20 protein-coding genes are annotated in these 17,537 nt (G+C 30.6%); 19 read left to right on the forward strand and 1 reads right to left on the reverse strand.

Annotated features, from left to right (window positions below; all coding sequences use genetic code 11):
* Window positions 1–27 precede the first annotated feature (27 nt).
* The 19 genes from LXD69_RS07285 (at window position 28) to LXD69_RS07375 (ending at window position 16,308) form a co-directional block, all read left to right on the forward strand.
* Window positions 28–579, forward strand: coding sequence for a hypothetical protein (locus LXD69_RS07285; RefSeq protein ID WP_246918527.1), 552 nt, complete (start codon window positions 28–30; stop codon window positions 577–579).
* Window positions 576–2,147, forward strand: coding sequence for a hypothetical protein (locus tag LXD69_RS07290; protein WP_246918529.1), 1,572 nt, complete (start codon window positions 576–578; stop codon window positions 2,145–2,147). The genes LXD69_RS07285 and LXD69_RS07290 overlap by 4 nt, the downstream gene beginning before the upstream one ends.
* Window positions 2,144–2,629 carry a hypothetical protein gene (locus LXD69_RS07295; protein ID WP_246918531.1) on the forward strand — a complete coding sequence of 162 codons (486 nt, stop codon included), beginning with the start codon at window positions 2,144–2,146 and terminating at the stop codon, window positions 2,627–2,629. The genes LXD69_RS07290 and LXD69_RS07295 overlap by 4 nt, the downstream gene beginning before the upstream one ends.
* A gap of 1 nt (window position 2,630) precedes the next feature.
* On the forward strand, window positions 2,631–2,972 hold the full coding sequence (locus tag LXD69_RS07300) for a hypothetical protein (protein ID WP_246918532.1): 342 nt from the start codon (window positions 2,631–2,633) through the stop codon (window positions 2,970–2,972).
* Window positions 2,969–3,511, forward strand: coding sequence for a phage holin family protein (locus tag LXD69_RS07305; protein WP_246918534.1), 543 nt, complete (start codon window positions 2,969–2,971; stop codon window positions 3,509–3,511). The genes LXD69_RS07300 and LXD69_RS07305 overlap by 4 nt, the downstream gene beginning before the upstream one ends.
* A gap of 1 nt (window position 3,512) precedes the next feature.
* Complete coding sequence (locus tag LXD69_RS07310; RefSeq protein ID WP_246918535.1) at window positions 3,513–3,887, forward strand: YcbK family protein; 375 nt, start codon at window positions 3,513–3,515, stop codon at window positions 3,885–3,887.
* A gap of 1 nt (window position 3,888) precedes the next feature.
* Window positions 3,889–4,353, forward strand: coding sequence for a hypothetical protein (locus tag LXD69_RS07315; protein WP_246918537.1), 465 nt, complete (start codon window positions 3,889–3,891; stop codon window positions 4,351–4,353).
* Window positions 4,353–4,529 carry a hypothetical protein gene (locus LXD69_RS07320; RefSeq protein WP_246918539.1) on the forward strand — a complete coding sequence of 59 codons (177 nt, stop codon included), beginning with the start codon at window positions 4,353–4,355 and terminating at the stop codon, window positions 4,527–4,529. Before LXD69_RS07315 ends, LXD69_RS07320 begins: the two co-directional genes overlap by 1 nt.
* On the forward strand, window positions 4,519–5,334 hold the full coding sequence (locus LXD69_RS07325) for a hypothetical protein (RefSeq protein WP_246918541.1): 816 nt from the start codon (window positions 4,519–4,521) through the stop codon (window positions 5,332–5,334). The genes LXD69_RS07320 and LXD69_RS07325 overlap by 11 nt, the downstream gene beginning before the upstream one ends.
* 1 nt (window position 5,335) lies before the next feature.
* Window positions 5,336–5,854 carry a hypothetical protein gene (locus LXD69_RS07330; protein WP_246918543.1) on the forward strand — a complete coding sequence of 173 codons (519 nt, stop codon included), beginning with the start codon at window positions 5,336–5,338 and terminating at the stop codon, window positions 5,852–5,854.
* 63 nt (window positions 5,855–5,917) lie between these two features.
* Complete coding sequence (locus tag LXD69_RS07335) at window positions 5,918–6,367, forward strand: hypothetical protein (protein WP_246918545.1); 450 nt, start codon at window positions 5,918–5,920, stop codon at window positions 6,365–6,367.
* Between the two features lie 449 nt (window positions 6,368–6,816).
* Window positions 6,817–7,128 (forward strand): hypothetical protein, encoded by a 312-nt coding sequence (locus tag LXD69_RS07340; RefSeq protein WP_246918547.1) that lies wholly within the window; start codon window positions 6,817–6,819, stop codon window positions 7,126–7,128.
* Window positions 7,129–7,293: 165 nt separating this feature from the next.
* Window positions 7,294–7,473: a type II toxin-antitoxin system HicA family toxin gene (locus LXD69_RS07345; RefSeq protein WP_246918550.1), complete on the forward strand. Its 180-nt coding sequence runs from the start codon at window positions 7,294–7,296 to the stop codon at window positions 7,471–7,473.
* A gap of 26 nt (window positions 7,474–7,499) precedes the next feature.
* Entirely contained in the window at window positions 7,500–7,889 is a 390-nt protein-coding gene (locus LXD69_RS07350; RefSeq protein ID WP_246918551.1) for a type II toxin-antitoxin system HicB family antitoxin, read from the forward strand.
* A 111-nt stretch (window positions 7,890–8,000) separates the two neighbouring features.
* On the forward strand, window positions 8,001–8,468 hold the full coding sequence (locus LXD69_RS07355; RefSeq protein ID WP_246918553.1) for a hypothetical protein: 468 nt from the start codon (window positions 8,001–8,003) through the stop codon (window positions 8,466–8,468).
* Window positions 8,468–11,827 carry a phage tail tape measure protein gene (locus LXD69_RS07360; protein WP_246918555.1) on the forward strand — a complete coding sequence of 1,120 codons (3,360 nt, stop codon included), beginning with the start codon at window positions 8,468–8,470 and terminating at the stop codon, window positions 11,825–11,827. The genes LXD69_RS07355 and LXD69_RS07360 overlap by 1 nt, the downstream gene beginning before the upstream one ends.
* A complete protein-coding gene (locus tag LXD69_RS07365) occupies window positions 11,824–12,231 on the forward strand; it encodes a hypothetical protein (RefSeq protein ID WP_246918557.1) in 408 nt (135 codons plus the stop codon). Before LXD69_RS07360 ends, LXD69_RS07365 begins: the two co-directional genes overlap by 4 nt.
* Window positions 12,222–14,396 carry a hypothetical protein gene (locus tag LXD69_RS07370; RefSeq protein ID WP_246918558.1) on the forward strand — a complete coding sequence of 725 codons (2,175 nt, stop codon included), beginning with the start codon at window positions 12,222–12,224 and terminating at the stop codon, window positions 14,394–14,396. The genes LXD69_RS07365 and LXD69_RS07370 overlap by 10 nt, the downstream gene beginning before the upstream one ends.
* Window positions 14,374–16,308, forward strand: a complete 1,935-nt coding sequence (locus LXD69_RS07375; protein ID WP_246918560.1) for a hypothetical protein — start codon at window positions 14,374–14,376, stop codon at window positions 16,306–16,308. Before LXD69_RS07370 ends, LXD69_RS07375 begins: the two co-directional genes overlap by 23 nt.
* Here the strand turns inward: LXD69_RS07375 and LXD69_RS07380 are convergent.
* Complete coding sequence (locus LXD69_RS07380) at window positions 16,300–17,499, reverse strand: site-specific integrase (protein WP_246918562.1); 1,200 nt, start codon at window positions 17,497–17,499, stop codon at window positions 16,300–16,302. The genes LXD69_RS07375 and LXD69_RS07380 overlap by 9 nt on opposite strands.
* Window positions 17,500–17,537: the final 38 nt, after the last annotated feature.

A 17,537-nucleotide genomic window follows, 5' to 3' on the forward strand; every position in this document is an offset into this window, starting at 1 on the left:
CGAAATAGTTTTATAAAAAAATAAAAAATGCGTGTAGTTAGAATTGCAACTCCAAACGGAATAGATGATATAAAGTTAATCGCTGAAGATAGTTCAGAGGCGGTTTTCATTAAACAACTTGCAGAAGCTGGAACATTGTCTTCTTTAAGTTCAAACGCTTCTTCTAGCGTTGTTTTTAGACCTATATCGGTTCAAGGTGTCGATCAATCATTTAATGATCAATTAATCTCGAGAGGGACTATAGGTAAATATGATTTCTCAGTTAGACAAAATCAAGATCATAATGTAGATTTATCTTTCATTAAAAATGAATTGCCACTCGATCTTACATTATACACTAGTATTAAACTACAGGTTAAACCAAGTAAACAATCATCTGCAATCATTTCTTTAGATACAGTTTCAGGACTTACCATTTCAGGATCCGACAACAACGTTTTGGCCGTTGCATTTACAGCTGCTCAAACAAAAGAACTATGTAACGAGACTTATTATTATGATATCCTTTTTGTAGGAGCTGCTAATAATAATTACTATCTAGAAGGAAAAATCACAGTTAAAAAATCAGCAACACGATGAGCAATAATTTCGAAGTAAATATTCAAGAAGCCATTATTCCTGAGTTAATTGAAGTTCGTGTCGATGAGAATTCTGCGCAAACTGCTCAAGATGCAGCAGCACTAGCCGCTGATATATTAACACAGATTCAATCTGCAATTACTGGAATAGATACCAGGAATACTATTATTGACGATAATGGATTTACAAAAGTAGATGAAGTCTTTACAGCTGCAGCTGCATCTGTTTGGGACATCTCTGGAATTGAATATACAAATCCTGCAGAAGTAATTATTAATATTCCTTTGGCAGTATCTGGCATGCAAAGATGGGATAGAATAGTTTTAAATACATCAAACACTTTTCAAAGAATTGCTGGAGTCGAAGCTTCAGAAAATCCTGCTATTGATCCAGTTCCTGATAATACATTAGATTATACCTTTTTCTTAGTTACTGATTCTGAAGTAGGAGATGCTACACCTCCTTTAGTTGGTGGTCAATTTGTAAAAAAAATTTTTTCAAATAGCTATGCTTATCCTGCTTCAGGATCTAATGCTGTTATAGAATTACGTCCAGATGGAAGCTCTTACTATACTTTGACGAATTCTTCTTTGGTGTCGTTATCTGGATTTAAAAAAACTCTCATAACTGGCGTTTTTTCCGCCGAAGAGCCTTACAACAATAAAGAAATCACAATTTTCAATAAAACAGGAGTGGCGTTTACCATTAATAATTTAGAAGATTCTGCTGGTAATATTCCTTTTTTTTTAAAAGGAGGAGTAGATTTAGTTTTTCCTCCAAATGAAAACATCACATTTTTATATAGTGATTCAGGGATAAACGAAAAATTTAGAAGTTGGGTAACTTCTACAAATGTTGATGTCGAAAATTTATTTAAAGCAAAAGGAGATTTATACATGTGCCAAGTAACTGGTAGTTCTTTCTCTAATATTGGATACCCATTAAATCCATCAACTATAGGTACTCCTGCTTATTTGACTGCAAATTTAAGTGCAGATTATAATACTTCTCCTTATTCAACTTGGAATTTAAGGCGATCAATATGTGCTAATGTAGCTGGAAATACAGCATCATTCGTCTGGCCGTGGAAAAATGTTTCTGTGGGGTTGGGATTCTACGTTTCAGCGAAAGTAAATGTTAATTTGTCTCTAAACGGTAGATTCTTTTTTGGATTAACAGATAGTACTTCGTCTATTGGGAATGTCAATCCAAGTTCTTTGACTAATATTTTGGGTTTTGCAATAGACTCTTTAGATCTTAATTTACAAATCATAAATAATGATAGTACAGGTATTGCTACAAAAACAGATTTAGGCTCTGACTTTTCGATTAATTCTACAGATGACAATACATATATTATTGAAATTTGGAATAAAAAAAACTCTAATAATTGTTCTTTTAGAGTCCTAAATTTGCTCAATAATGTAATAAGTTCTGAAATTACAATAACAGAGGATTTACCAGTAGTTACAGATGGACTCGCATTTCAGCTGTGGTTAAATAATGGCATAGACTCAACTTTTTTAACTCTTCATTTTTCTAATCACACATTAATAAGATCGTCATGATATATCTTAAGTCTATAATTTCAGAAAAAATATATATGATAGAAAATGGAATTTATCAGCTGATTCCATTTGATGATTCTAACCAGTTGTATTTGACTTTTATTGAATGGTTGAGTCAAGGAAATTCTATAGAATTGTTTGAAGGCACTTCAGAGGAAATTCAGAATTCACAATTAGAATTAAAACTTATAGAAATAAAAAATAAATATGAATTTCATAAAATAAATGGATGGGATGCGTATCAAAATTTTAGAGCAAAAGTTGTAAATGATATTTATGAAAATTTAATTACTGAAGAGCAAGCATTTGTAATTGAAGATAATTTAAGTATAGCTTATGATCAGATTTCGAGTACTGGCGATTGGAAAACAGCTCGTCACAAGCTTCTACAAGTAAGTCCTTATCCTCCTTATGTGCAACCTTATTATGATTTGGCGCTAATTTTAATAAATGATTATATAACGAATAATTACGAAGATTAAAATGGGAATAATACTTTATATAATAGCTACAATACTTTGGATTATCATTACACCTATTAATTGGGTAATTGTTACAATTAAAAATGGAATGAGCAATGCTTATTTTCTTGAAACTGCTATTGATCTGGATAAGTTCGGGAATCGAAATTTCAGAACCTTTTTAAATGTTACAATGAAAGTGAAAGGAGGTTACCAATTTGGAAATATAAATGAAACTATTAGTAGTGCACTGGGTAAAAATCAACGTGATAATACACTTAGTTGGTTTGGAAAATTTATCTCTTTTCTCCTGGATAAGTTAGATAAAAATCATTGTCAAAAATCAATCAATAATTCAATATGAAAATAACAGAAATTTTAAATACTGCTATACCGAAATTCTCTCTTTTTGGAGAAATTTTAAAAAAACCATTAATAGGCTTATACTTAGTTGGTACTACAGTTCCAACTGCAATAATTGTAAATATCTGGAGCGCTTTTTATGCTCTATGTTGGTTTTTTGTTGCTGATTTAATTACAGGTCTTTTTGCGTCTTACAATGATTGGAAAAGATCGGATAAAAAAGATCGTTGGTTTTTTGGCAAAGGAGAAGGTTTTTCATCAGACAAGTTTAAAAAAATGTTTATCAAAATAATTGTCTATTGCGGAACACCTCTAGTTATTTATAATTTTCAAAAAACTTTTTTATTAAAAAACATTAGCTATAAAAGAATTTCAGACGCTGAAATAGATCTAGCTACTTTTTTTATTTTGATATTTATTTTAAATGAAGGCTTCTCTATTTTTCATGAGAACCTACCTAAATGCGGTTTTAATATTTGGCATCGAATTAAAAAAATGATTGGTTTTTACAAAGAAATTAAAAATGAAATAAAAGAATAATATGCAACTAACAAAAAATTTTATATTAGATGAGTTTAGATGTAATGATGGTACAGCTGTACCAGAAATTTATATATCAAACGTTAAAGAACTAGCTAATAATTTACAAATTCTTAGAGATTATTTAAATGAACCCGTTTTTATAACTGGCTCAGGCTATAGAACTCCTTTTTGGAATGCAAAAGTTGGAGGTGTTAAAAACAGTGAACATTTAGTCGCAAAAGCAGCAGATATAAATGTAAAAAGTAAAACACCTAAACAACTTGCATCTGTAATAGAAAAATTAATTAAAGCTGGAAAAATGAAAGAAGGTGGTATAGGTGTTTACAATGGATTTGTACATTATGATGTTCGAGGAACTAAAGCAAGATGGTAATATGAAAAAACTAATATACATCATTTGTTTTTTTCTGTCCATTTCCTGTGGATCAATAAAAAAAGACAAAACGAATGTAGAATTGGAATCTAATTCTACTGAAAACACAAACACATCTTCTAATACTAATCGTTGGATCAATTCAAATGATTATATTTTAGAACCTGTGGATCTATCACAACCGATGTTTTTCCAAAATAACGGCAAAAAAGATACGGTTTGGAATACTCGGATAATTAATAATACACGATATATAAAGGAAAAAATTAAAGAAGACACTAATCAAAATAAGCAAACAGAAGACAATTTATCTATCGATCAGAAGAATAAAGAAACTGATAATACTAAATTGATTCTTGGAATTGTTGGAATAGTTTTCTTGTTTTTATTTTTCACAATGATTCTATTCTTTTACCTGATTTCAAAAAAAATTGATAAAGCAATAAAAATAATTCCACAAGTATAATGGAACAAAAATTAAGTAATCTTAGAATTAAAAAAGCGACGTTATTTTCTCATATAGAAATGATGTCAACAGTTAGTGATACTTTGTTTCGAGATTTTGGAAAAGTATGTGCTGAAATTATGCAACTAGAAAAAAAAATAGTAAGAGAAACCAAAAACCATTTCAATGAGGATTAGTTATACAATTCCACAAAAATGGAATGATTTAACCGAATGGCAACTCAAGCGCATAGGAAAACTTACGCTTTCAAAAGAAAAGATGCCGCATCGATTATTTATTTCGATGCTCATTTCTATTCTATTAATGCCTAAGCGATCTCTTAAAGGTTATATAAAATCTTTTTATCTTTTTACTCAGGTTCCTCTTTTAGTTCTGGAGGAATACTGCGGTTTCATTTTTGAAGAAGAAGAATATTTAACCAAGTTTCCAGAAAAATTTAAAATAGGTAAAACTTACGTTTATGGTCCAGGAAAAAGATTATCAAATATCACCATTAATGAGATGTCTTATGCCGATACCTTTTTTTATAATTGGATCAACGGAAAAAAAGATGTAGATCTACATCGATTGGCAGCGGTTCTATATCGTGAAAAATCTCCTTCACCTTCTCCAGAAGATATTAGAGCTCCTTTTAATAAGTTATTGTTGCCTGTAAATGCAGATCTTACCGATAAAATTCCGTTAGCCGATAAGTTAATTATAGCACTAGCTTATCAAGGCTGTAGGCAACTGTTTAGTAAGAGGCATCCTATTATTTTTCCAAAACCTCCAGATGAAGAGAAAACTCCTGAAGCTGCAAAAAAAAATAAAAAAGCATATCAGCCATTTGAGAAGATAATACATGCAATGGCAATGGATGAAATACAGGTGTTTGGAAATTTGCAACAAACCGAACAGGCAAATGCTGCACAATTTTTCAAAATATATGAAGAAAGCATCATTCGACAAAGAGAGCGTGAACGTTTAGCTAAAAAGAAATAACATGGATAGAATTTTATCATACACTAAAGTAGATGACTACTTTAAATCATTAGCAAATAAGCATTTAGATATAAATGATTATATTGGAACTTCAACTACAGAATTAGATAGTCGAATGAGTTCTGTCGATGGTATCGCTTCTCCGTTCTTATGCCTTTTTAATTACCAAGGTAAGCTATCTGGAAATATGCAGCGCACATTTAATGACAGAACTTTGTCTTTTTCTATTTGCTTTACTGGGATAGAAGCTGAAGATTTTCCAGCACAAAAAGCGGCCATAAATGCAGCTGAAGTAATAGGCCTAGAAATCCTGTCTAGGATAAATGTAGAAAGTAAGAATCCTGCAATAGGATGGCTTTATGACAACTTTCAAAAAGACACGGTTCATTATAGTGAAATAGAACTGGATAAAGCTGAAGGATTCTTTGGAATGGAATTTCACTTCGATTTAAAAAATTCAGAACCACTTGTGGTTACTCCAGATAAATGGTCAGATGGTGATCAGTTCTGCACGGTATAATTAAAACCATTCTTCGGAGTGGTTTTTTTTATACTTTTGTTAAAACACAAAATTCAAAAAAACATGAAAAAATTTATTTTACTAGTCCTAGTTGTTTTTTCTTCAGGAGTTTTTGCTCAAGAATTAATATTAAATTCTGAAACCAAAATTTATGAATATGAATATATTAAAGAAAGTTCCGAAACGATTGAATTCTTAACAAGCTCTTTTGAATCAAAACTTAACGATCTTAACTATAAGGATGTTATTTTTTCAACTGATAAAATTACTTCTCAAAGCTTTTTTACTAAGTTGATTATGGGAACTCCTATGGAAATTAGATATAATTTAACTATTGATTTTAAAGAAGGAAAATATAAAGTTCTTTTTAATAAATTTATAATTGAAGACAAACGATTTGGAAGTGTGCCTCTAGAAGATATAAAATCAGCTAAAAAGAAATGGATAAAAACTATTAATGAAAAACTTCCTGATTTAATAGCTGCCTTAGAAAGCAAAGCTAAAGATTGGTAAAATATAGCGTTACTTTAGTGTTACTTTTTTTTGGGGTGAACGCACCATTGTATTATAAAAAAATATATCTTTGTTTTGACTTACCGTTTATTAGGATTTCCTATTGAACATTTTTTTTTAAATAAAAGCAAGCCCTTGCAATGGTTATCCTAGTTGAAAGATTAGGAATGCGTTCCTAGAACGGTAAGTCAAACCTAAAGCAAGGGTCTGCTTTATAATTTTTTTTGTTATGACTTACACAAAAGAGAATCCATTAACAGTGGAACAGGCTATCCAGCCTATTGTAGAATGTGGTGTTAATTTTCGCAATCAAAGAATGTTCCTTCATGAGATGTTTACATCCTGTGTGGCTAATGCTGCAAATGATGAAGTCGAAAACTTTACAGCCAAAAGGCTGACACCTTTTTATCTAGCAATGTGCAATTTGCTGGAAAATCTAGACAGTATCGATGATGTGCATTCCGATAATATACAGCATTGTATGTTTCCCAAACTTAATACTTAATGCCATGCCAGATATAATCAATTACAAGGAAGAAGTGAAACGCTTAATCTGTGATAGCTACGAACCAGCAGACATGGTCAGTGTGGAATTTAAATACACTACAAAAGAAATAGTGTGTAATTTAAAAAAGGTACTTCCAGATAATGCAGTAGATGAACATCTCATCTATGAAGCTCTACAGGAGTTAAATTTTGAACCCAAAGAAGAATCCCCACTAGAATTTTATTGGTACTTTAAACGTAAAAATCACTCATGATTTCTTTTTAAATTTTGGACAGGAAAGCGAGAAACTTTGTACACTTCTCGCTTTTTTTATACCTAACTGTTAAAATTTATTGCAGTTCATCGAATTTCCTTAAAAAACTTTTTTAATGATAGTAAATTTACTATCTTTGAAGAGTCAAATAATAACAACGTTCTTATGAAATACAATGAGTTTTTTAAGTTAGCCAAGCGCAACGGTTGGCAACTTCTCCGACAGGGTAAAGGAAGTCACGAAATTTGGGAAAAGGAAAATAAAACAGTAGTAATTCCAAATCACGGGTCAAAAGAAATGCCTACAGGATTAGAAAAAAGTTTAAAAAAAGAAATGGGTTTATAACCCATTTCTTAAAACAAATTAAAAAAATGAAAGAAATAAAAATTATAATCGAAAAAAGTTCAGATTCATTTGGTGCTTATGCCGAAAATGTTTCGGGAATTTACGGAGCTGGAGATACGGCTGAAGAATGCAAACAATCTATTTTAGATGCAATTGATACATTAAAGGAATTAGATAATTGTCCTGGAGAATTATTGGATGATTATTATTTAACTTATAAATTTGATGCTGTTAGTCTTTTAAATTATTACAAAGGGATTTTTACTAACTCTGCTTTAGAGAAAATGACAGGCATAAATCAGAAACAAATACAGCATTATACATCAGGACATCGAAAGCCACGTGTAGAACAAAGAGAAAAGATTGAAAAAGCATTACACTCTTTAGGAAAAGAACTTTTAGCTGTAGAACTATAGTTATTATTTGACAGTTATAACTTTTTACGGCAAACCACTCTTAGGAGTGGTTTTTTTTATGTCCTTTTTTCTCTTTTCTATAAATAGGAATTTGCATCAAAATTACAGAGCATGCAAAATACAACCGATAGAAAAGCAGGAAATGCTGCAGCAAATAAATTAAGAGCTGCATTTCGCACAGCCATTAAGTCTACGTTTAATCGTAGAACTGGCAAAATGTACAAAACAAATGTCACAGCTAAATATCGTTCTGATAATTTAGACAGGCTTACACTTACCTCTCCACGATATTCTTTTCAAAATCATTTTGGCTCTAGCAAGACTGGAACCACTGGCAATACTTCTCGATCAGGCGGCCAAGTAAAATCTTATACTAGGCATGTAAATGGAAAGGCAGTTACTGTTCCTTCCTTTAATAGATCAGCTGCGACTGTTAGCTCGCATAAAAAAAACAGACAGTATAGAAAATATGGTCATCTGGCCATAGCTATGAGAGCTTCACAACCAGCCTTAGAACAATTAGCCACAGATTTAGCAGAAAACAGAGCTGTAGTTGTCATTTCTAAAATTGATTTCTAATGGCTGGAGAAAATGTAAATAGAAGGTTAAACATCTACATTAATGATCGAGAAGTTACAAATTCGCTCATAGGTGTTAATCGTGAAATGGCAAAAGTGCGAGGTCAAATGCGTGGCCTTAACAAAGGTTCTGCGGACTATCAACATCAGCTCGACAAACTAAATAAGGAGTATAAGTATTTAGAAGCCGTTCAAAAAGAATTTAAAGATGATATCTATGGTGTAAAAAAAGGCTTCGATGATACTACAAAATCGGCAAAAGATACAACTGAAGAGTTAGGAGCTGCTCAAGAAGCTTTTTCTAATTTGTTTACAGGTCTTAGAACTGGTAATCTTTTACAGGTAAAGGAAGGATTAATGGCTATTAAGCTTGGTTTGCAAGCAACTGCTAAAGCGGCATGGGCTTTCGTCAAAACACCGATAGGCGCAACAATTGTAATACTTGCAGGAATTGCAAAAGCTACAAAAGAATGGATAAATTATAATGAAGAACTAGCAAAAGCGACAAGAACAACTGAAGCTATCACTAAATTATCAGGAGAAGCTTTAAATCAAGCAAGAATACAGGCACAAGTAATTGAGCAAATTTATGGGAAACCATTCGAAGACACTTTAAATACGGCTAATGTGCTGGTCAATGAATTCGGTATTTCTTTTGAAGAAGCTTTGAATAAGATAGAAAATAATTTAGTCGCTGGTGCTCAGTATAACGATGAATATTTACAGTCTATTAAAGAATATTCCACTTTTTTTGCACAAGCGGGGTATTCTGTTGAAGAATTTCAAGGAATTATAAATGCGGGTTTTGATTTAGGTATTTATTCCGATAAATTACCCGATGCTATCAAAGAATTCTCGTTATCTATAAATGAACAAACTAAAGCTACTAAAGATGCTTTAGAGGATGCTTATGGAAAAGAATTTACAGATAAGATTTTAAAAGGTGTAAAAGATGGATCTATATCTGCAAAAGAGGCATTAAAATTAATGGCTGAAGAAGCTACACGTGTAGGTTTAAATGCCAAAACAGCGCAGCAATTAACAGCGGATCTATTTCGTGGAGCTGGTGAAGATGCTGGAGGCGCTTTGAAAATTTTTCAAGCTGTTGAGCGAAGTTATAAATTGCAAACCTTAGCTTTAACTCCTTTACAAGAGTCGTTAAATGAAGTAGCTGCTTCTCAAAAATTATTAATAGAAACTCAAGATGCTCTTTTTCAATCGGAAGGTTTTGAACTTTGGAAAAATGATTTAATCACAATGTTTAATCAGGTTAAGCAAGGTTTTTATTCATTAATTTATGAAATTACTAATGGCTTTGGATCTATGCAAGAAAAAGCCAAAGAAGACTCTGAAAAAACAGCTATTAATAATTATACAACAGATGCCTTAGCTGCTTTTGATGATTATATTAAACGTCGTGAAAAGTCTATGGGCAAAGAATTTAATCTTGAAAAAGTGCGTCAAGAACGTCTCGAAATGCTAAGAAAACAATATAGTTCTTCAGGTGCTGGTAGTTGGGATGCGTCAGAGAGTCAAATTCAAGTGCAAAAGCGTTTAGAAGCAGAGATTGAAGCTGTTCAAAAATACATTCCAAAATCAGTAAAAATTAATACCGAAAAAACAGAAGCAGAATTAGCTGCAGAAGCAAAGTTAAGAGCAGATGCAGCTAAAAAACATCATGCTGAACTAGAAAAACAATTAAAAGAACGTGAAGCGCTAGATAAACAATTATTGGCCACACAACGTGCTTTTCAAGATGCACAGTTAGAATTAATGGCTGATGGTTACGAAAAAGAAAAGGCAAAAATTAACCTGGAATATGATCGTAAAATTGAAGATTTACGCTCTCATCTTTTCAAAGAAAGTGAATTAAAGGAACTTCAAAAACAAATTGATGCTGCTAAAAATTCAGGCAATAAAGGAGAAGCAGAAAGATTACAAGGCCTTTTAAACCAAAAAATTGCTATTAATCAAGCCTATAACGATACTATTATAGCAGCGGAACAAACTCGCAATCTAAAAATAGGCCAACTCCAGGAGAAATATTTAGCTGAAGAATTTAAAAGAGAAGAAGAAGCGCATCAACGAAATTTACTAAGATTAGATACAAAGCAAAAAAATGAACTTAATGGAATTAAGAGTTTAGATGATGCAAAAGAAATCCTTTCAAAATCATTGTCTGAAAAAGAGATTAATGGCATTACTTCTCTTGAGGAAGCTAAAAAGGCAATTCAAAAACAACATCTCACTGAAAAATTTGAGATGGAAAAAGCTAACCTTGATAAGGTTGTAAAACAATATCAAAGTTTACTTGCTTTAGATCTTAGTATGGGAAATACATTCCTCTCTGATGAACAAAGAGATGAGATTGTTAAAAATTTAGAAATTGTAGAAAATAAGCTTGCAGGTTTAGTTCCTCCACCTGACGAAGCTGAATCACGAACTTTTGATGAAGCAAAAAATCATGGAATAGATATATTAGGATTTGATGCTGGTAAATGGGAAGCTCTATTTGATGGTTTAGAAACGTTTGCAGAAAAATTAGCCGCTGTTCAAATGGTCGCTGGAGCTTTAAAAAATGCTTTTAGTTCTTATTTCGATTTTATGGCAGCAGGTGAGGCTAGAACTTTACAAAAATTTGAAAGATCAGCCGATAGAAGAAAGAAATTATTATCTGATCAACTTGAAAAAGGTATGATTTCTCAAGAACTCTATACTGCTAGAGTTGCTAAGATAGATGAGGAATTAAATCGAAAAAAAGCTGAAATAGAGTACAAACAAGCTAAAAGGCAAAAAATATTCCAAGCTGCTCAAATTGTTGCCAATACTGCTCAAGCTATTATGAGTATTTGGGCTCAGGTACCAAAATTTGACTTTGGTGTAAGTGCTGGAATTATGACTGGTGTAGTTTCGGCTTTAGGCGCTTTACAACTTGCTACAGTTCTAAGACAACCTTTACCAGAGAAAGGTTATAAAATGGGTGGTTTTACGCCTCGAGGAAATAGAAATAAAGTAGCAGGAGTTACGCATCAGGATGAATATGTTATTCCAGCCGATGTTCTCTATGATGATGATCCAGCAATGCCAGACATTATGAGTTATATAGAAGGAAAACGAACGGGCAAAATTATTCCTTCTTCTTCCTCTTCAGGAACTGAAACTGAAAATTTAAATAATAAATCTATAGCTTCAAATGTAGAATTATACTTGGCTAAGATTATAGATCGTAATTCAGATTTAATCGAGAAACAATTAAAAGAAGGATTAATCGCATGGTTAGAAGTCGATATTCCAACTGCTAAAAAAATTAGAAAAAAAATACAAGAACTAGAGTTAATCGAAAATTCAGCAAGAAAATGAGTATAAAATATTATGAAATTTTTTCAAAAAATGAAATTTTTGAAGATCCAGTAATAAACACTTCGCTTAATCAGATTTTCACATTTTTAATAAATGTAATTTCTGAAGAAATCGTAACTACTGAATTACTGGTAGATGGTGATGTGGCTAAGTTGTTACAAGGAGTAACTTTTACCACAACTATTTCAAAAGTTGAATTAATAACTGCTAATATGACTATTTTTAATTTTTTTAAAAGTAGTTATAATAACTTCAAAGTTAGTCAAGTAATCATTCAAGATTATGAAATTCAAATACTTATTAATGGTAAATTGATAATAATCAAATATTCATCAATTCCTCTTATTTCTAAAAATATAGGAGGAATATATGTAAAACAATTAAATGTGCCAATATGGGAATAATAGTGTCAAATAATGCAGGTAACTTATATTCAACTCAGAATAGTTCTACTATAATTTTTTGGGAATTTACACCATCTCCTATTTTTAAGCTAGTTTGGCAAATGGGAAGCTCTTTACCATCAGTAACTGCTATAAAAGTCAAATTACCAGCTTATGAATTAATATCTTATTATGCTAATTATACAGATTTTGAACTAAATGTAGCAATGGCATTTGGATCATCACCACAAATTATAAAAGTAGAAGGTCTTTTCGATATTACAACTGATTTAGGAGTTCCACAAGAACAAAATAGTTTAATATTTTATGAAAAAACGCTTAATTTTTCCTTTGTGAATTTCAATTTATTATCGTTAGGAACTTTTTTTGCACAGGCTGATTATACGTTGTCAGCTATAAATCCAGATACAGGTTTGAGAGAATTTATAATCGCTCAAGCAATGTATTTTCAAATACAAGTTGTCAATATCGCTACAGAGTTATTAGAATATACTTGGAATTTAAATTTATTGAATGAGTTATATTTTTCATATTATTCAGGAGGAACATTGCCTGCCGTTAGAGATGTGACAGTATATCACAATGTTCCTTTTACTGTTGCTGTTAGTGACCCTTTACTTTTATTCGCCGTAACTGCATCAATAAACTATTCTCTTCTCGAGATATCTTTTGGTCCTGGAATATCTTCTCTAGCTGTTGGAAGTTATAATTTTCAAGTAACTTTAAATTATGGTACAGGAAATTCGAAAACATTCGATGTTCAATTGGAGGTTTTCGACACTACAGATTCATTTTTTGTAAGTACAGATACCATTATTTTTGAAGCTTATAGAAATGCTACTTTACCACCTTCACAACTGGTAAACACTATTTCTCCTACGGTTTGGAGTGTAAATGAAAATTTACCTATTTGGCTAGAAGCTTCTCCAATTCAAGGAAATGGTCTTACAGATATCTATCTTACAGTATCAAATTACAATCATTTGCCTACAGGATCTTATTTTTTTTTACTGGAAATTACCAATGAAACCGAAACAAAAACAGTAGAGATTACATTGAATTTACATGATTTTGTAACACATCCATTTCTTCCAGGAAAAGTGTCATTTACTGAAGCTCTAGATTACTTAGAATTTAATTCTGAGGAGGTCGATCCAACCTTTATAGAAATAGATCTTCAAATAAAAATTTTTTCGTTCAATTTATATGAAGAAATTAATTACTCCAGACAATATAAATTACCTCTTTACAAGGGATTAGGTCAATTTCACATTGGTACAATTGTACATCAGTTGCTTGAAGAAATTAAAGATTTAAGTGAAATTGTTCCTTTATTAGAAGGTAACTATTCTAAAGTTCAGTATGCTCCAGCTGAAGTAACTGTATTATTTAACGAAAAAAAATATGATAGTGATGATATCGTTAGATCTGGAAGTATAGACTTGATAAAATTTATAAAAGGTCATAAGCCTTATGTTGCTGATTCTAATCTTTGTTTGCTTACCGTAAAACAACAGGAGTTTACAAGAATTACACCTAAATCTGTAATTGGAATAGGTTTTATCCACATGAGTAATCCTGTAATTAAAATCATTAAAAATGGTCAGCTTCAGGAAGAATATAATGTTTTAGTTTTTTCTTCATCTCCTTCAAAAATAATTAATTCTTATTATCACTTTAAAAATAATTTTAAACCAGGAGATGTAATTGAAATTCAGATATCTAATGATTTTGAGATTAGAACACAACGATTTCTTGTTTTTCCTGAAGGAGTATCGTCTACTTATTTCTTCTTTGAAAATGATAATGGAATTATAGAAGCTTTTGAGTTTACTGGACGTATGAAAATAAATAACTCTTATACTCATGTGACTAATAAGGTGTTTTCAAATCTATTTGAAATCGAACAAAAAGTTCACTCTTGGAATAATCAATCTGTAGTTGTGAATACAGGTCAATTATTGCCGACAGATCATAAAATAATAGATGCTATAATTAGAAGTGAAAATGTATGGTGTTCTTTTGAAAATTCATCAGGAAGTTATTTTAAAGTTGATTCAAATACAAGTAAAATGACTCCTTCTGATACTTTTAAAGAAGATAATAGTTTTGATGTTGAATTTAATATATTAGAAAATTCCGATGCTACAATTTATCCACAATGATTTTAAGCTAGATCTTAGTCACTTAAAAGTTACATTTGTAAGTGAGAATATATGGTTTAAAAAAGAAATTAATTCAGACTATTCATTTCCTTTTATAATTCCGTTTGATGAGTGGGCTAAAATCAGTAATTCTGCTCACTATAATTCACTTAATGGAGTAATTAAATTCTCAGGACGATTATATCGAGATGGAATGATTTCAACTGCAACTTTAAAGGTTGAAGATGTGCAGGGAAAGTTTGTCTCAGCTGTCATTTATTCTGGCCTTGAAAATCTTACGTGTTTCGATAAAAAACTTTCAGATTTAGAACTAGATAATTTTACAGTAGCAGATATAAGAACTCATGCACTTACAATTATAACTCAGGATTACCCCGCAGTTAATTATAACTTCCCAATGATTCATACAGATAAATACAAAGAAATTGAGGGGTTTTCTAGTTTTGAAAATGTTTTAAATAAGATTAAAGAAGGCCTTTATGTTGAAAATACTGTTGATTCAGCAACAAATTTAGATTTAGTCAGAAACATAATGCAACCATTACCTTATCTAATGCATGTGGTTAAAAAAGGTTTTGAAAGTGATGGCTATGACCTGCAGGGAGATATCTTGAGTATTGATGAATTTAATAAAACTCTTATATTTCGTGATGGAAATTATTATGAAGAAACAAAAAAAGAAGTGATTCCATTTCAAATTGAAATTTCACAACATGTATCTTCAGAAGGATTCTTTTTTGTTAATTTTGCACTTGATGCAGAAGTTGTTAATTTCTTTAAAGAAGTGATCATCGAAAAAAAAGGAACATATAATTTGTTTGGAGACATTAAATCATTTCAATATAAACGTTTTAAACATCCTGTACCATTCTTATATATGACTCCTCTTAGTTATAAACTGACAAAAATTAGTGCTGGAACATCAACAACTATTCTCATTTATAATCAAGAAATTGATACAGATCTAACTGGAGCAAACTTAGGGTACTACTCCGTTTCTCCAAATGCGTCTATTGATTTAAATGTCGATTTCGAAGCTGGGGATGTTTTAAGATTCGAAAAGCAAGAGGCTAGAAGAGATCTTACTCCAGTTATTCTAGAGGACTATCCTTATGTCATTGATATGTCAATTATTCCTGTTAGATATAAAAATTCAGATAATACTCCAATTTTATCAATTTTAGATAGGAATGAAATTAATTTAACTCAAGTAGTTCCAGATATGACTTTTGGGGATTTAATTGCTCAATTAATGATATTAAAAAAATTAGATTTAAGATTAGAAGGTAACATAATTTATATGAATTATGTGCAAACACAACTTGACAGATCAAATGCAATTAATGTTTCCAATAATGATATTGAAGAACCAATAATTAAATATAATGATGAGCGATCTTATGAGTTAAGCTTTAGTGATGGGAAATCTCATGATCTTTATAAATATGATAGTGTTTTCATTGATATTAATGGATCTATAATTAATGATTATATCATAAAAAAAGATACAACTCCAATAAAGATAGATCTACTACCGTACCCAGTCGTTCAACGTGGTGATATAAAAACAGCATTAGCATTTGATCAAGAGACAAGTAAACTTCGTGTAGTTTTTTTTAATTCAGTTGACGATCAAGATGATAATCTATACGTTTACCCTGTTTGTCATGAGCTTTCCAACATGCTTATTCCTGGCATTTACACAAGAAATTATAAAGACTGGCTGTTTTTTCTTATTAATTCTAGAACTTTTGAGTGGAATTTTATTATATCTGTTGAGAAATTTCGTAGTATAACAGCTCAGTCTTTAATATATGCTTATAATAATTTTCATGTTTTTACAGAACTTGAGCAAGAAAGAATGAATCATCTTTATTGGAGAGTTACTGCTAAAACTGAAAGCTTAATCTAAATTCATGTTGTCTAATAACAGAATCTCTTTATCTTGATCTTCTTGTAATATAGTAACATAGATCATTGTCTCTTTTATATTGCTGTGGGCTAATATCTTTTGTAACACTTCTACTTTTCCACCTTGTTTTAAGTAGTTTGTTGCAAAAGTATGTCGGCCAACATGAAAAGTGACAACTTTACTTATTTTCCGATCTTTACATATATCTTTAAGAATTCTATTTATATATTGATCAGTTAATTTTATTGTGAATATTTCTGGAGCACTCTCTATAACTTTTAATGCATAATTGCTTAGTTTAATTTTTTGATTTTTTCCAGTTTTAACAGAAGTGAACTTAATTGATCCTTCTGCAATACTATTATTTTGAATATTTTGAATATCCGAAATTCTCATTCCTGTAAAACAGCTAAGTAAAAATAAAGCCAAGGGAATTTTATATGTTTCATTAACAAATTCTGAATGAAAATATTTATTAAGCTTTTGAAGTTCATTTTCATTTAAAAAATTTCGATTACCATTTGTGCTACCAATTTTTATTAAACGAAGATTAAGAGGCATTCTAATTCCAGAATCTTCAGCGATTCGCAAATATTTTTTTAAAACTTTTAAATTTGAATTTATACTGGTACTTACCATTTTTCTTTTTATCATGAAACCTTTGAATTTGTTTATTATTTCTATATCTATATCAGAGAATAGTAATTGAGATCTAAACTCTTTAAATTTTTTAAAAACAGATCTTTCTTTTTTAGCTGTATTTTTATGAACTACTTCTTCTTGAAGTAAAATTTGTGATTCCCAAAATGTAATAAAATCTAATCTAGGAATTCCAAATTTGAATTCATGAATAAACTTATCAATAGTTAAGTGTCTCTCAGAGAGTCTGTAGTTAGTTTTAATAGCAGTAATTTTGCTATCTATATTATCTAAAATTAAATTTAAATCCTGACTCTTTTGTGAGTTGTCTGTCATTCTACATTTTTTACCGTTCCAATCATTTGGATTGGCATAAAGAGATAAAGAAATTTTATGAAGATTATTTTTGTGATTTATACGTAAATACAAAAGAGCCTCTCCTTCTTTATTTATGTAGTTTCTAAGAATGAATTTATGTTTCATTGGCACAAAGAGTTTTTTTGTGCTAATTTGTGTGTCAAAAATGTTTGATGGAGTTTCTAAAATTCTCATTATTTATAATTTAGATTAATAAAAAAAGCGCACTGTTT

The organism is Flavobacterium sediminilitoris, from assembly GCF_023008245.1.
GTDB classification, from domain to species: domain Bacteria; phylum Bacteroidota; class Bacteroidia; order Flavobacteriales; family Flavobacteriaceae; genus Flavobacterium; species Flavobacterium sediminilitoris.